This window comes from Mycobacterium riyadhense, assembly GCF_963853645.1.
GTDB lineage: Bacteria > Actinomycetota > Actinomycetes > Mycobacteriales > Mycobacteriaceae > Mycobacterium > Mycobacterium riyadhense.
This window is the reverse complement of record NZ_OY970456.1, coordinates 2453687-2467250: the sequence shown is the minus strand read 5'-3', so window position 1 is coordinate 2467250 and position 13564 is coordinate 2453687. Positions and strand designations below refer to the sequence as shown.

Sequence of the window (13564 nt, the reverse complement as noted above, 5' to 3'; positions counted from 1 at the left end):
AACGACATGACTCTCGGCAATGCCAACACGCCACCACCGCCACCGGCTACGGCCGCCGCACCCGGGCGGCGCCATTCCACAGGCGTGGTGGTCGGAGCTGGGGTGGCGGGCCTGGCCGTCGGCGCGATCGTCGCCTTCGTGATATCGGGCCTCACCTTGAAGGTCCGCGTCGAGCTTCCGCCGCCGCCATATCCGCAGCTGTCGTCCACACCGACGGTGAGCTACCCACCAGCGCCGCCCACCGCACCGCCGGTACCGCCGTTGCCGCCCCGCTAGGGTTCTTCAGGTCCACTTCAAGTTCGCTGCCTACCGTGACCTGCATGACCAATGTTGACCAAGACTCCGTCGCCAATCCCGCACCGGCGAGCCCGCAAGAACGTCCGCGCCGCCGCTACCCGACATCGGCACTCGTAGGCGTCGGGCTGGGCGGCTTGGTCGTCGGCGTGGTTGCCGGCGCTGGCGCGTCAATCTTCCTGTGGGCCTTTGCATTTGGTCCTCCACCGGCGCCGGGACCGCTGGGGCCGCGGGGGCCGCAAATGGCGTGGCACCAGGGGCCACCACCGGGACCTCGCATGTTCCCCGGACCCATGCAAGGTGGGCCGCCCCAGCCGCCCGCGCCACCGGGCGGCCCCGGCTTCTGGTTTGGCCCACCGCCTGGCGCGCCTGCGCCAACGCCAGCGCCCACTACCCCGGCGACACCGCCGAGGTGAGCGCTGCGGTGACGATCGCCTGACTCAGCGGTTAGCCGTGTTAGGCCCTTTCGCCGTCATCACGGCGTAGGTGGTCAAGAAAGTCGCGGCCGGAATCGCGTTGACCAGCCGATCCTTCGCACGGATATGAGCGGCCACGGCCAAGACAAAGTAAAGCGTCAGCATCGCCGTCGTCAGCCGCGCCAAGGCAGGGAACCGGTTGACCGACAACAGTCCTACCGCCGCGGCGGACTTGACCACCGGGAGGACCGGACGCAGGCTCTCTGGAAGCCCCACTGTGTCCAATGACCTTTCGATGGGCGGCAAGGGTATCGCGCATGCCACCGCATCGCCGGCCTGAAACGCGGCTAGCGCCGCGTAGGTTTTCGGTGAAGTCAGAACACTCATGTTTAAAGCCTAGTGACGTAACTGGGGCGGTCCTCCGAACGCGTCATCTACCGGTTTGCGGGCTATGGCCTCGGCCTTGGCCACGGCTTGGGCAATCGATGGGTCGGTTTCGGTAGAGAACCAGTCGGCGACATCGGGGTCCTCCTCGCCGGCGGCATGCTTAGGGACATCCTCAACCGGGGACGGCTCGAACCGGAAAACCCCGTCCTCGCCCGGCTTTCCCAAAAGTCTGGTGAACCCCTGCAGAGCCGCATTGAAGTCGCTGGGCACCACCCATACCTTGTTCGCTTCCCCACGTGCCATCTCCGGCAGCGTCTGCAGGTACTGATAGGCCAGCATCTCCGGGGTGGGCCTGCCGGCCTTGATCGCGGCGAAGGTCTTTTCGATGGCCTTGGCCTCACCCTGTGCGCGCAGGTAGGCCGCGGCACGTTCGCCTTGGGCGCGCAGCATCCGTGACTGCCGGTCGGCCTCGGCGGCCAGTATCGCGGCCTGCTTGGCGCCCTCGGCGGCCAGGATTTGCGACTGCTTCTGGCCCTCGGCCTGTTTGATCGCCGCCTCCCGCGTGCCTTCGGCGGTCAAGATCATCGCCCGCTTTTCCCGATCAGCCTTCATCTGCTTTTCCATCGACGCCTGAATCGACGGCGGCGGGTCGATGCTGCGCAGCTCCACCCGCGCCACCCGCAGACCCCACCGTCCGGTCGCCTCGTCGAGGACGCCGCGCAACTGCGCGTTGATCTGGTCGCGCGAGGTCAGGGTCTGTTCCAGCGTCATCCCGCCCACGACATTGCGCAGCGTGGTGGTGGTCAGCTGCTCGACGCCCACGATGTAGTTGCTGATCTCATAGACCGCCGCCTGTGGAACCGTCACCTGGAAGTAGACGACGGTGTCGATGTTCAGCGTCAGGTTGTCCTCGGTGATCACCGGCTGCGGCGGAAACGACACCACTCGCTCGCGCAGGTCCACCCGGGCCCGGATGCGGTCGATGAACGGCACCAATAAGGTCAGCTGTCCACTGACGGTTCGGCTATACCGACCCAACCGCTCGATCACCGCGGCCTCCGCCTGCGGGATCAAAGCGACCGACTTGGCCACCACGATGATGGCGAATATCACCAGGACGGCCAGCAACACCAAACCTGCAACCGCACCTTCCATCGGGATTCCTTTCTCGAACCGCTACGCGCCTTTAAAGACCACCGCGGTGGCCCCGTCTATGTGCACGACGGTGACCGACTGACCGGGCTCGTAAATGTCGCCTTCGTTCAGCGGGCGTGCCGTCCACACCTGGCCCTCAAGCTTCACTTGGCCTTCGTCGCGGGCAACCCGATCAAGCACCACCGCATTCTTACCCTCCAGCGCCTTGACACCCATCGGCGCTGCCTTGCCGGGCGCCAGCCGCCGTCGTAGCGCGGGCCGAACCAGCACCAGCAACAGCACCGACACGATGAGGAACACCAGTCCGTCGGCCCACACCGGCCAATCCATCAGCCAGCTGGTCCCCGACGCCGCCAGCGCGCCGCCGCCCAGCATCAACAAGAACATGTCGCCGGTGAGCGCTTCCGCACCGGCTAGCACCAACGCTGCGATCAGCCAGATCAGCGCGACGGGCATGCGCACAGGATACGCGTGATCGGCCTCAACCGCGGCGAACAACTACACTGCGAGATCATGTGGTGTCCCAGTGTTTCGCTGTCGATGTGGGCCAACGCCTGGCTCGCCGGCAAGGCCGCGCCCGACGACGTCTTGGACGCGTTATCACTTTGGGCGCCAACGCAATCGGTGAGCGCCTATGACGCTGTCGCCGCGGGGCACACCGGCTTGCCGTGGCCCGATGTCGACAACGTCGGCACCGTTGCGCTACTACAAACTCTGCGTGCTGCGGTCGGCCGGCCGACGATGTCCACACCGGAGGCGCCGTGTCGATTGCGCGGGACAATAAACGTGGTACTGCCTGTCCCTGGAGATGTCCGGGGGCTCTTTGCCGGAACGCAGTTCGAGAGCGACGCGCTGGCGGCCGGCGAGGCGGTGATCATCACCAACCCGGACGATTCCGAGACGGCCATTGGGCTCGTGCCGGAGTTCTGCTACGACGCTACCGACGATACCGACACGGACGACGAGGCGAATCAACCCGAATTGTCTGCGCTGACATGGATGGTGTACTCCTTGCCCGGCGCTCCGGTGCTCGACCATCACGAGCTGGGTGATGCCGAGTACGCGCTGCGATCGGCGGTGCGCTCGGCAGCCGATGCGTTGGGCGCAATCGGGTTGGGATCCGCCGTCACCGACATCGCCAATCCACGCGGGCTGGTCGAACAGTTGCTGGAATCGTCGCGGCAACACCGGATTCCCGACCACGCGCCGTCGCGCGCGCTGCGGGTGCTCGAGAACGCTGCGCACGTCGACGCGATCATTACGGTCAGCGCCGGACTGAGCCGGTTGCCCGGCTCCGCCTGCCTGCAATCGTCGTCGGAAAGTCAGCTAGCCACGGATGCATTGCGGCCGCTAACCGCCGTCGTGCGCTCGGCGCGGATCGCAGCGGTCAGCGCCATCCTGCAATCAGCCTGGACCGACTAGCCCGATGGTGGCACCGTCTTCGGCCGCAACACAATGCGGCGGGCGGCACGGCTCCCCGTTGCGGCTGGCTTGACAGCCCGGCACCGGATCGGGGCCACTCACCCGGGCGGGCTCGCGGCCGTAGCGGAGTTCGTCGATCAAGTCAGCGGCCAACCGGGCGAATCGCCGATCGGCATTGGGCGTGCTGGCGCGCGCGAACGCCACGCCTAGTGCCTCGGCCCGTGATCGCAGTTCATTGTCCAGATCCCACACCACTTCAATGTGGTCGGCGACAAATCCTATGGGACACACGATCACGGCCTTCGCTCCGGCAGCTGCCAGGGCCGTTAGATGGTCGGCAACGTCGGGCTCCAGCCAGGGAACTTGGGGCGGGCCCGATCGTGACTGCCATGTCAGATCGTAGTCGCCATATCCGCCGGCGGCCGCGACCAGCCTTGCGGCGTAAGCGACTTGGCGACTGTAGAGGTTCGGGCCGCAGCGCCGGTCGGCGGCCACCGGAATCGAATGCGCGGTGAACACCAGCCGGGCAGCCCCGCGCTGCCCGGAGGGCACGGTTGCCGAAGCCGCGGCGATGGCCTCGACGAACATCTCGACAAAAAGCGGATGGTCGAAATAGGGCCGAAGCTTTATCAGCTCGGGCGCGTCCGGGCCGGTCACCCGGCGCGCCCGGGCAATGTCCTCGACGTATTGCGTGCAGCTCGAGTACCCGCTCCACGCCGAGGTGGTGAATACCGCCGCACGACGAATACCGTTGTCTCGCATGGTCACAACGGTGTCTTCGATGTAGGGCTCCCAGTTGCGGTTGCCGAAGTACACCGGCAGTTCCTGCTCCGCTTCCAGCTGGGCTATGAGCGCGCGATTAATACCGTTGATCGGTGACACCCCACCGAAATGCAGGTAGTGCTCGGCCACGGCATCCAGCCGTTCGGGCGGCACGCCTCGGCCCCGGGTCACGTTTTCCAGAAACGGCCGCACCTGCTCGGGTCCCTCCGGCCCGCCGAAGGACAACAGCAGGACGGCGTCGAATTGCATTGCGTTCTAGAGCAATTGGGTGTGCGCGCCGCCGTCGGCGAAGATGATGTCACCGGTAGTGGCCGGCAGCCAGTCGGAGAGCAGCGCGCATACCGTCTTGGCGACCGGCGTGGGGTCCTTCATGTTCCAGCCGACCGGAGCGCGCTGATCCCAGCCCTCTTCGAGCAGCTGTATCTGGGCGCCCGCCTCCTCGCCGAGCGCGCCCCCGACGATCGCGGCCATGGCCAGCGTCCGGATCGGCCCGGCGGCAACGAGATTGGAGCGCACACCGTACTTGCCGGCCTCACGGGCGACGAACCGGTTCACCGACTCCAGCGCGCTCTTGGCGACCGTCATCCAGTTGTAGGCCGGCATCGCCCGGCTCGGGTCGAAGTCCATGCCGACGATGGAACCGCCGGGGTTCATTATCGGCAGCAGCGCCTTGGCCAGCGAGGCATACGAGTACGCGGAGATGTGGATGCCCTTGGAAACGTCCTCGTAGGGCGCGTCGAAGAACGGGTTGATGCCCATCCCGCTCTGCGGCATGAAGCCGATCGAATGCACGACGCCGTCGAGCTTGTTGTCGGCACCAATGGCCTCGGTCACCCTGCCGGCCAGGCTGGCCAGATGCTCTTCGTTTTGCACGTCAAGCTCGATCAGCGGCGCCTTCTCCGGCAACCGGTCCACGATGCGCTGGATCAACCGCAACCGGTCGAATCCGGTCAACACCAACTGGGCGCCCTGCTCCTGAGCCACCCGCGCGATATGAAACGCGATCGACGAGTCGGTGATGATCCCGCTGACCAGGATCCGTTTACCTTCGAGCAGTCCTGTCATGTCCGTCCTTGTGTTGTGTCAGTGGCCCATACCCATGCCGCCGTCGACCGGGATGACCGCACCGGAGATGTAACTCGCATCCTCGGAAGCCAGGAAGCTGACCACCCCGGCGACCTCGGCGACGGTGCCAACCCGCTTCGCCGGGATGAATTCCAGTGCCCCCGCCTGAATCCGCTCATCCAGCGCGCGGGTCATATCGGTGTCGATGTACCCCGGCGCCACCACATTCGCGGTCACGTTGACTTTCGACAGCTCACGCGAGATCGAGCGGGCCATGCCGATCACACCGGCCTTCGAGGCCGCGTAGTTCGCCTGGTTGCCGATGCCCCAGCTGCCGGAGACCGAACCGATGAAGATCATTCGGCCGAACTTGTTGCGCTGCATGCTGCGCGACGCCCGTTGGGCCACTCGGAACGCCCCGGTGAGGTTGGCGTTGATGACCTTCTCGAACTTTTCCTCGGTCATCCGCATGAGGAATGCGTCCGCAGATAGGCCGGCGTTGGACACCAAAACCTCGACGGGACCCTGGTGCTCTTCTACCTCTTTGAAGGCGCGATCGACGGCGGCGTTGTCGGTGACGTCACACTCGACGCCGAACAGTCCCTCGGGTGCCCCGGATCCGCGGTGGGTGACGGCCACCTTGTGGCCGTCGGCGGCTAGCCGCTGCGCGATCGCCAGCCCGATCCCCCGGTTTCCTCCGGTGACCAGGACTGAACGGGATACGAATGGGGGTTTGCCGCAGTCGGGAGCACTATCGGTGGCCGTGTCAGTCACCACGTCAACCTATCGCCTCCGCGCGACCGGGCTGAAATCGGCTCGCCGCGAGCGTAACCTGGCTGCGATTCTCGATCCTGATTTTCGCAGTGCGGTTACCCTGACGCGCCCTGTCGGTGTGGGTCAGCACACTTCGCCCATGAACGACGTATTTGTGGGCAGCGAAGCCCTGGCCGCGGGCTTATTGACCCCCTACGAACTGCGCAGTCGATATATGTCGCTGCACAAAGACGTGTACGTGCCGAAGGATGCCGAACTGACGCCGGTCTTGCGCGCGCGTGCTTGTTGGCTGCGCTCGCGGCGCCGCGGCATCCTTGCGGGTTTTTCCGCGTCCGCCCTACACGGCTCGAAGTGGATCGACGCGGCCCAACCCGCCGCGATCATCGACACCAATCGCCGGCTAGAAGCCGGAGTGCAGATCTGGGAAGAACACATCGAGGGTGACGAGATCGCCGTCGTCAATGACATGCGGGTCACCACGCCGGCCCGCACGGCGCTCGACCTGACCAGGCGATACCCGCTGGGCGCGGCGGTCGCCGCGGTGGACGCCCTCGTACAGGCGACCGAATTGAAGATGGCCGACGTCGAGGTATTGGTCGACCGCTACAAAGGCCGCCGGGGTATGAAGGCCGCCCGGGCCGCCCTCGACCTCGTCGACGGTGGGGCTCAGTCCCCGAAGGAGATATGGCTGCGCCTGCTATTGATCCAGGCCGGGTTTCCCCGGCCCCAGACGCAGATCCCAATCCGCAACGAATGGGTTGGGCCGAAGCGTATTTGGATATGGGCTGGGAGGACATCAAGGTTGCCGCGGAGTATGAGGGTGATCAGCACCAAACCAGTCGCTACCACTATCGGAAGGATATCCGCCGTCTTGAGAAAGTGGAGCGCCACTACGGCTGGATCGTGGTTCGCGTCGTTGCAGAAGATCACCCCGCCGATATCATCCGCCGGGTAGGCGAAGCACGCGCCTCGCGACCGCAACCGCACTGCGAAAATCCCAACCCGAAATCGCAGCCAGGTTACGCTCGCGGGCCATAGAGGCGCCCCAGACGCTACGTAGGTAAGCGGCGATTGATCAGCAGCGCGGCCAGGCCGGCCAATGCCAGGATCAGCGCGCCCAGCCGCAGCCAGCCCACGCTTGCGTCACCCTTGATCGTCTCGTAGCCGATCTGCTGCTGCAGCGAGGAGTACACGGCTTTCAGCTCAGCCAGGGTCGCGGCGTTGTAGGAGTTCCCACCGGAAAGTTGGGCGACCTTTTTCATCGTCTCGTCGTCGACGGGCACCGGCTGGCGCTGACCGTTGATTTCGACGAAGCCGTATGGGGTGCCGAACGAAATCGTCGAGATCGGCACGCCCTGGTCCTTGGCGGTGCGGGCGGCGGTATAAGCGCCCTTGGGGTTGTCGGGGTTGGTCGGCATCGTCTCCTTGCCGTCGGAGAACAACACGATGCGCGCCGGCGGCGGCGTGTCGCCGCCACCGATCACCGCACCGACGGTGGCGATGGCCTGCAGGGCGGTGAAGATGCCCTCACCGGTGGCGGTGCGGTCGGCGAATTGCAATTTGTCGAGGGCGATTTTCGTCGCTTCCCGGTTGGTTGTCGGCGACACCAGCACCGTCGCGGTGCCCGCGTAAGCGATCAAGCCGAGGTTGATACCAGGGGTCAACTCGTCGGCGAACTGCTTAGCGGCCTCCTGCGCGGCGACCATTCGGTTGGGTTCGACATCGGTGGCGCGCATCGACTGCGACACGTCGATCACCAGCATCACCACCGCCCGATTCCGCGGAATCCGGACATCGTTCGTCGGCCCGGCCATCGCGATGGTGAACAGCACCAACGCAAGCACCAGCAGGATCGCCGGTATGTGCCGCCAGCGCGAGGGCCGCTTGGGCGCCACGCTCTCCAGCAATTCCATGTTCGCGAAACGCAGCATCCGCCGGTGTCGCGCGAGCTGCAGCACGATATACAGCGCAGCCAGCCCGGCGACGACGAAAAGGAACAGAAAGAACCATGAGTGTTCGAAGCCGGACAGCGTCATCGGCCCAAGCAACGGCAACGTCACTGCGACCCCGCCATGGCCCCACGTCGACGAGAGGCGACGAAACGGACGATGTCTGCGAGCCAGTCACGGTCGGTGCGAAGCGTCAGTATCGGTGCCCCGCACCCGCGGATAGTCCGAGCCACGTCGGCGCGGTGAGCCGCGGCGGCCCTGGCGAAATCGGTCTGCAGCTGCGCATCGATGGTGAACTCCCGGGTCACCCCGGATTCCGCGTCTTGCAGGATCACATCTCCGATATCGGGCAATTCGACATCGCGGGGATCGAGCACCTCGATGGCCAGCACCTCGTGGCGGGCCGCGATCGCGCGAAGCGGCCGCATCCAGTTGATCGGGCCCAGGAAATCGCTGATGATCACGGCCATCCCGCGACGGCGTTCCGGGCGACGCAGCGCGTCGATGGCCACCGCCAAGTCGCCGCGGACCCCCGGCGGAGCCTTGGGCATGGTCGCAATGGTGCGCAACATCGTGTGCTGATGCTGGCGCCCGGTGCGCGCCGGCACCCGAGTCATGGTCGCGCCGTTTGCGATCAGCGCACCCAGCCGGTTGCCACCCCCGCTGTTGAGGAAGGTGATGGCGGCCGCGGCCGCGACCGCGAGGTCTCGTTTCTCACAGACGGCGGTGCCGAAGTCCAGGCTGGCCGACATGTCGACCACCAGCCAGGTCTCCAGTTCCCGGTCGGCGATCATCTGCCGGACGTGCGGGTGGGTGGTGCGGGCGGTGACCGCCCAGTCCATGCGGCGGACGTCGTCACCGGGCTGGTAGAGACGGGACTCGCCGGGCTCCGAGCCCGGCCCCGGGATCAGGCCGAGGTAATCGCCGTGCAAAACACCGTCGAGCTTCTGCTTGATGGTCAGCTCGAGGGTGCGCAGCGCGGCCGCCAGCTTCGGGTCGTCGATGTCGCCTCGCAGCATCGACGGCGGGTGGACGACCGCCGGCGCTTTGCTTTCGGTCACCGGCCGCTAGCCGCGGCCGCCGCCTGCATCACCGGCGGGACCGAATGGCCTTGCTGCGGAACGGCATTCACCTGCGGGAGGGCGACCGTCTGCAGGACCCGGTTGATGATGATCTCCGGCGTGATTTCGTCGGCCAGCGCATCGTAGGTGAGCACCAACCGGTGTCGCAGCACATCGGGAATGACTTCGATGACGTCCTGCGGGATCACGTAGTCACGCCCCCGCACCAGCGCCAGCGAACGTGCGGCGGCGATGATGCCCAGCGACGCGCGAGGGGACGCGCCGAACGCGATCCAGCTCTTGACGTCATTCATCCCGAGCTGCTCGGGTGCGCGGGTGGCGAAGACCACGCGGACCACATAGTCGACCAGCGCGTGGTGGACGAAGTTGTTGGCCGCGATCCCCTGTAGCCGCACCAGGTCGCCGGTGTTGAGGATCTGCTTGGCCTGCGGTGGGGTGACGCCCATCCGGTAGATGATCTCGCGCTCTTCCTCGGCCGTCGGATAGCCGACGTTGATCTTGAACAGGAACCGGTCGCGCTGGGCCTCGGGCAGTGGGTAGACGCCCTCGTGCTCAATCGGGTTCTGTGTCGCCATCACCAGGAACGGATTGGGCAGCGGGAAGGTCTTGCCGCCGATGGACACGTGGCGTTCCTGCATCACTTCCAGCAGCGCCGATTGCACCTTCGCCGGCGCCCGGTTGATCTCGTCGGCGAGCAGGAAGTTGACCACCACCGGACCGAGTTCGGTGTCGAACTCCTCCCTGCCCTGCCGGTAGATGCGGGTACCGATGATGTCGGTAGGCACCAGGTCGGGGGTGAACTGAATGCGGGCAAACGTCCCGCCGACCACGCGTGCGAAAGTCTCCACCGCCAGTGTCTTCGCCACACCTGGCACGCCCTCGAGCAACACGTGACCCTTGGACAGCAGACCTACCAGCATCCGCTCCACGAGCTGGTCCTGGCCGACGATGATCCGTTTGACCTCGAAGATGGCCCGCTCCAGCGTGTGTACCTCGGCGGCCAGCCCGTCGGCGCCACCTGGAGGCGCCTCGTGAGCCGGCCCACCCGGGCCCGAGTAACCGCCACCTGCTGATGTCATCAATAACCCTCCACAGCTCATTTGGACACGACTGCCAACACGACAAATGTCACCGGGCAGCGACGTGCCCGCGTTCAACTATTCCAGGCCAGTCGGATTCCGTCGACGCCGCCGGTCTCGCCCAGCAAATCAGACCCGGATCAGTAGTCGATGATCCGGGTCACAAACGGTGTCATACCCGACTTGCGCACCGGGCTGATCGTGACTTTGCCGGCACTTCCGGACGCCTCCAGCATCTGACCGTTGCCGAGGTACATCGTGACGTGCTGACTGCCGCCTGGGCCGTAAAAGATCAGGTCACCGCGCCTGGCCTGCGCGGGCGGAATGTGCTTGCCGGCGTTGTACTGGTCGCCGGAAAACCGCGGGATCAGGACGCCGACGCCGGCGAACGCGTAACGCATCAGACCCGAACAGTCGAAGCCGACGGTGCCCGCGCCGGAGTCAACGCCCTTGCTCGGCCCCTCCAGCGTGCCGCCGCCCCACGAGTACGGCACCCCCATCTGGGAGCCGGCCCGGCGGATCACGTACTCGATGGCCTGCCTGCCGTTGGCCCGCGGAATCCGGCTCGGGCTGGTGTTGGGACTGCCGGCGGCGGGAGTGCTCGGGGGGCCGAGGCCCAGTCCGCTGAGGAATTGCCGGCCCAGATCGATCGTGGTTTGGGTGGCTTGAGCGGTGGCTTGCAGCGAAGCGTTGGCGACGGCGAGCGGATCTCCCGGCGCGCCTGCACTGACGGTTGCCGGCAAGGTGGGATCCCACTGCCCGGGCTCGGCGGCAGCTGGAGCGGCCACAGCGATCAGTAGCCCGGTCACCAAGGTGGCGATCCAAGCTAGGTTGGCCGGGCGAAATCGCTTGTGGCGCATAGATCCTCGTCTAGTACTCGATATAGCGGACCACAAAGGGCGTCATGCCGCTGGTGCGCACCGGGGCAACACGGACCTTCAAACCGATGTCGGGCGCCTCGAGCATCTGGCCGTCGCCGAGGTAGATCGTCACGTGTTGGCTGCCGCCCGGGCCGTAGAAGATGACGTCGCCGCGGCGCATCTGCGAGGTAGGGATCTTGCGTCCCAGGTTGTACTGCGAACCCGAGTAGTGCGGCAGCTTGATGCCTACCCCGGCAAATGAGTACAAGACCAGCCCCGAACAGTCGAATCCGACGATGTTGGCCCCGGAGTCGATTCCCTTGCTCGGGCCCGCGGCGTTCCCCCCACCCCACGAGTAAGGCACCCCGATCTGGGCCATCCCGCGACGGATCACGTATTCGGAGGCTTGCCGCCCATAGACCCGGGGAATTCGTCCTTGGGTTGAACCGGTCGGGGCGTTGGTGATGCCGGTGTCGGTGGGTTTGAGGATGCCCAACTGCTGCAGGAAGTTACGCCCCATTTGGGCAGTGACCTGCGCCGACGTGGCCGAATACCCCAGCACCTGGTTGATCACCGCGATCGGGTCGCCGGGGATGTTGGCGCTGGGAATCATGGGCAACGTGGGGTCCCAACCATCCCAGCGACGGCCACCACCGGGCCCTGCTCCGGAATCCCACATGCCATCCGACGGCGGCGCGCCCTGGCCGCCAGCCGAGGACCACGCCACGAGCCGGGCCGCCTGGAGTTTGGCTTGCGCCTCGTCGCGCTCGGCGGCCAGCCGGTTGACCTCGTCACGCTGCTGGTCGAACTTGCGCTGCGTGTCGGCGAGCGCCGCCACCGCCGCGTCCTGACTGGCCGTCGCGTCGGCGGCGGCCTTGTCCGCCTTTTGCTTGGCCAGCCGTGCCGCCGATTCCTTGTTCACCTGCTCGGTCCTGGCCCGCTGCAAATTGGCCATCACGCTCGCAGAACTGGCGGTCAGAGTTCGAGTGGCGGTCGCGGCGGCGATGATGTCCTCAGGACTCTTCGCGGTCAGGTAGCTGTCCGAGGGACCGTTCATGTACGTGGCGGCGGCAAACGTGTTGAACCGACGTTGCGCCGCGGCAATGGCCTCGTTGGCGTCCTTGACCGCCTGCTGACTGACCTGGAGTTCGCGTTGGGCTTCGCCCGCGCGCTCACGAGCGGTCTCCACCTCGACGAGCGCCTTATTCACGCTTTCCTGTTCCATCTCAACGGCGGCGCTCAGGTCTTCCAGGCGCTGGTTGGCCTTGGCGACGTCGGCGATCAGGACCGCGATGGCGTCCGTGCTGGGGTCCGCGTGAACCAGGCCAGGAGTGCACAGGAGCAGGGCCACGCTGACGACCGACGGAATGACCGGCCGCGCAAATCTGGCGGCCGCTTGCGAAGCGGAGCTACGGCGGGTCCGTCTCATTCGGACTCAGTTCTCCTATGGCTCAAAATTGGACGGACAGCGCTAGTTGGTCACTGAAAGCGCCAAAGGCATCACAAGCATCATTTGCACCGTACGTCACATCTGACGCTAAAGAAACGTATGTCACAAAGTGCACCCGGTACGTGCAATTAATGTGACCGAACGGTTACCTTGATGGTTTGCCAGAGGGAAGCAGGAGACCGAGAGCTATTGAGCGATATGGCCAGGTTAAGCGTCTTTGACGGGTTCTTCCGCGACATCTTCCACGGCGTCATCCGATGTTGCTGACTGCCTGCTGCGCAGCTGCAGGAACCGGGTGCCGACGGCCGCTGCGAGCACACCAATCAGCAAAAAAATGGTCAACGCAGTCCAGGGAAACTCGGGTGTTGTCAACTCATTCAAAAAGTTCTGCGCCGAGTGCACCGGGTTACCGGTTTTGGAATGGTCCTCCCCGGCCTCCAGCGTGACGCGCGGGTAATGCGTGCTGTAGCTGCCGACATAGTTGGGGCTCAACGTCAACACGGTGGCGTCCGGGTTGTCGGCCCCAACGACGGTGGAGATATCCCGCAGCGGCGTGTCGTTCGGCGGGTTGTGGTCCAGCAGCACGATCTTGAGGTCGATGCCCTTGGCGCGCGCCTGCTGGACCACATCGAGTAGCCCGGGCACAGCCTCCGGTGGCGCACTCACGCCGACCGCGGCGACTTGCGCTTTGACCGCAGTGATGTCCACGTCTTGCGGGATGTAAGCGGGCAGGAACGGGATGATCTGAGGTAACGGCAGCCCGAAAGAATCCTGCCCGGACATCGCGTCGCTCCTCCCGCTGAACTAGAAGCACCGTACCCGCTGCCTATCGCGCCCTTTCGCCGACA

General features: G+C 65.6%; 15 protein-coding genes and 1 pseudogene. 4 read left to right on the top strand and 12 right to left on the bottom strand.

Annotation, left to right across the window (positions count from 1 at the left end):
• Positions 1-6: 6 nt before the first annotated feature.
• Both AADZ78_RS11300 and AADZ78_RS11295 read left to right on the top strand, forming a co-directional pair.
• A complete protein-coding gene (locus tag AADZ78_RS11300; RefSeq protein ID WP_139828928.1) occupies positions 7-276 on the top strand; it encodes a hypothetical protein in 270 nt (89 codons plus the stop codon).
• A gap of 199 nt (positions 277-475) precedes the next feature.
• Complete coding sequence (locus AADZ78_RS11295) at positions 476-733, top strand: hypothetical protein (RefSeq protein WP_204903421.1); 258 nt, start codon at positions 476-478, stop codon at positions 731-733.
• Position 734: 1 nt separating this feature from the next.
• Here the strand turns inward: AADZ78_RS11295 and AADZ78_RS11290 are convergent, their stop codons facing one another.
• Genes AADZ78_RS11290 through AADZ78_RS11280 form a run of 3 tightly spaced genes read right to left on the bottom strand, consistent with a single transcriptional unit; the run spans position 735 to position 2708 of the window.
• A complete protein-coding gene (locus AADZ78_RS11290) occupies positions 735-1097 on the bottom strand; it encodes a DoxX family protein (protein WP_085252209.1) in 363 nt (120 codons plus the stop codon).
• A 9-nt stretch (positions 1098-1106) separates the two neighbouring features.
• Positions 1107-2252, bottom strand: a complete 1146-nt coding sequence (locus tag AADZ78_RS11285; RefSeq protein ID WP_085252208.1) for an SPFH domain-containing protein — start codon at positions 2250-2252, stop codon at positions 1107-1109.
• A 21-nt stretch (positions 2253-2273) separates the two neighbouring features.
• Positions 2274-2708, bottom strand: coding sequence for an NfeD family protein (locus AADZ78_RS11280; RefSeq protein WP_085252207.1), 435 nt, complete (start codon positions 2706-2708; stop codon positions 2274-2276).
• Positions 2709-2765: 57 nt separating this feature from the next.
• Here AADZ78_RS11280 and AADZ78_RS11275 point away from each other — a divergent pair, with 57 nt between their 5' ends.
• A complete protein-coding gene (locus AADZ78_RS11275; protein ID WP_085252232.1) occupies positions 2766-3674 on the top strand; it encodes a hypothetical protein in 909 nt (302 codons plus the stop codon).
• Here AADZ78_RS11275 and AADZ78_RS11270 read toward each other — a convergent pair.
• The 3 genes from AADZ78_RS11270 to fabG1 are packed head-to-tail and all read right to left on the bottom strand — an operon-like array spanning position 3657 to position 6296.
• Positions 3657-4706 (bottom strand): ferrochelatase, encoded by a 1050-nt coding sequence (locus AADZ78_RS11270; RefSeq protein ID WP_085252206.1) that lies wholly within the window; start codon positions 4704-4706, stop codon positions 3657-3659. The two genes, AADZ78_RS11275 and AADZ78_RS11270, sit on opposite strands and share 18 nt — an antisense overlap.
• Before the next feature lie 6 nt (positions 4707-4712).
• Positions 4713-5522 (bottom strand): NADH-dependent enoyl-ACP reductase InhA, encoded by an 810-nt coding sequence (gene inhA / locus AADZ78_RS11265; protein ID WP_085252205.1) that lies wholly within the window; start codon positions 5520-5522, stop codon positions 4713-4715.
• Between the two features lie 18 nt (positions 5523-5540).
• Positions 5541-6296: a 3-oxoacyl-ACP reductase FabG1 gene (fabG1, locus tag AADZ78_RS11260; protein WP_085252231.1), complete on the bottom strand. Its 756-nt coding sequence runs from the start codon at positions 6294-6296 to the stop codon at positions 5541-5543.
• A 139-nt stretch (positions 6297-6435) separates the two neighbouring features.
• Here fabG1 and AADZ78_RS11255 point away from each other — a divergent pair.
• Positions 6436-7334, top strand: a pseudogene (locus tag AADZ78_RS11255) (hypothetical protein).
• Between the two features lie 14 nt (positions 7335-7348).
• Here the strand turns inward: AADZ78_RS11255 and AADZ78_RS11250 are convergent.
• From AADZ78_RS11250 to AADZ78_RS11225, 6 genes are all read right to left on the bottom strand, one after another.
• Positions 7349-8356, bottom strand: coding sequence for a VWA domain-containing protein (locus tag AADZ78_RS11250; protein WP_085252204.1), 1008 nt, complete (start codon positions 8354-8356; stop codon positions 7349-7351).
• Positions 8353-9306: a DUF58 domain-containing protein gene (locus AADZ78_RS11245; protein ID WP_139828927.1), complete on the bottom strand. Its 954-nt coding sequence runs from the start codon at positions 9304-9306 to the stop codon at positions 8353-8355. Before AADZ78_RS11245 ends, AADZ78_RS11250 begins: the two co-directional genes overlap by 4 nt.
• On the bottom strand, positions 9303-10406 hold the full coding sequence (locus AADZ78_RS11240; RefSeq protein WP_085252203.1) for an AAA family ATPase: 1104 nt from the start codon (positions 10404-10406) through the stop codon (positions 9303-9305). The genes AADZ78_RS11245 and AADZ78_RS11240 overlap by 4 nt, the downstream gene beginning before the upstream one ends.
• Positions 10407-10546: 140 nt before the next feature.
• On the bottom strand, positions 10547-11266 hold the full coding sequence (ripB, locus tag AADZ78_RS11235) for an NlpC/P60 family peptidoglycan endopeptidase RipB (RefSeq protein ID WP_085252202.1): 720 nt from the start codon (positions 11264-11266) through the stop codon (positions 10547-10549).
• Positions 11267-11276: 10 nt separating this feature from the next.
• Complete coding sequence (gene ripA, locus AADZ78_RS11230) at positions 11277-12695, bottom strand: NlpC/P60 family peptidoglycan endopeptidase RipA (RefSeq protein ID WP_085252201.1); 1419 nt, start codon at positions 12693-12695, stop codon at positions 11277-11279.
• 228 nt (positions 12696-12923) lie between these two features.
• On the bottom strand, positions 12924-13499 hold the full coding sequence (locus tag AADZ78_RS11225) for a DUF6676 family protein (protein ID WP_085252200.1): 576 nt from the start codon (positions 13497-13499) through the stop codon (positions 12924-12926).
• Between the last annotated feature and the right edge of the window lie 65 nt (positions 13500-13564).

Excerpts from the sequence above, each read along its gene's own strand:
- AADZ78_RS11290 (WP_085252209.1), bottom strand. The coding sequence starts at position 1,097 with ATGAGTGTTCTGACTTCACCGAAAACCTACGCGGCGCTAGCCGCGTTT.
- ripA (WP_085252201.1), bottom strand. The coding sequence starts at position 12,695 with ATGAGACGGACCCGCCGTAGCTCCGCTTCGCAAGCGGCCGCCAGATTT.
- AADZ78_RS11280 (WP_085252207.1), bottom strand. The coding sequence starts at position 2,708 with ATGCCCGTCGCGCTGATCTGGCTGATCGCAGCGTTGGTGCTAGCCGGT.
- AADZ78_RS11225 (WP_085252200.1), bottom strand. The coding sequence starts at position 13,499 with ATGTCCGGGCAGGATTCTTTCGGGCTGCCGTTACCTCAGATCATCCCG.
- AADZ78_RS11275 (WP_085252232.1), top strand. The coding sequence starts at position 2,766 with ATGTGGTGTCCCAGTGTTTCGCTGTCGATGTGGGCCAACGCCTGGCTC.
- AADZ78_RS11240 (WP_085252203.1), bottom strand. The coding sequence starts at position 10,406 with ATGACATCAGCAGGTGGCGGTTACTCGGGCCCGGGTGGGCCGGCTCAC.
- inhA (WP_085252205.1), bottom strand. The coding sequence starts at position 5,522 with ATGACAGGACTGCTCGAAGGTAAACGGATCCTGGTCAGCGGGATCATC.
- AADZ78_RS11285 (WP_085252208.1), bottom strand. The coding sequence starts at position 2,252 with ATGGAAGGTGCGGTTGCAGGTTTGGTGTTGCTGGCCGTCCTGGTGATA.
- AADZ78_RS11300 (WP_139828928.1), top strand. The coding sequence starts at position 7 with ATGACTCTCGGCAATGCCAACACGCCACCACCGCCACCGGCTACGGCC.
- AADZ78_RS11270 (WP_085252206.1), bottom strand. The coding sequence starts at position 4,706 with ATGCAATTCGACGCCGTCCTGCTGTTGTCCTTCGGCGGGCCGGAGGGA.
- ripB (WP_085252202.1), bottom strand. The coding sequence starts at position 11,266 with ATGCGCCACAAGCGATTTCGCCCGGCCAACCTAGCTTGGATCGCCACC.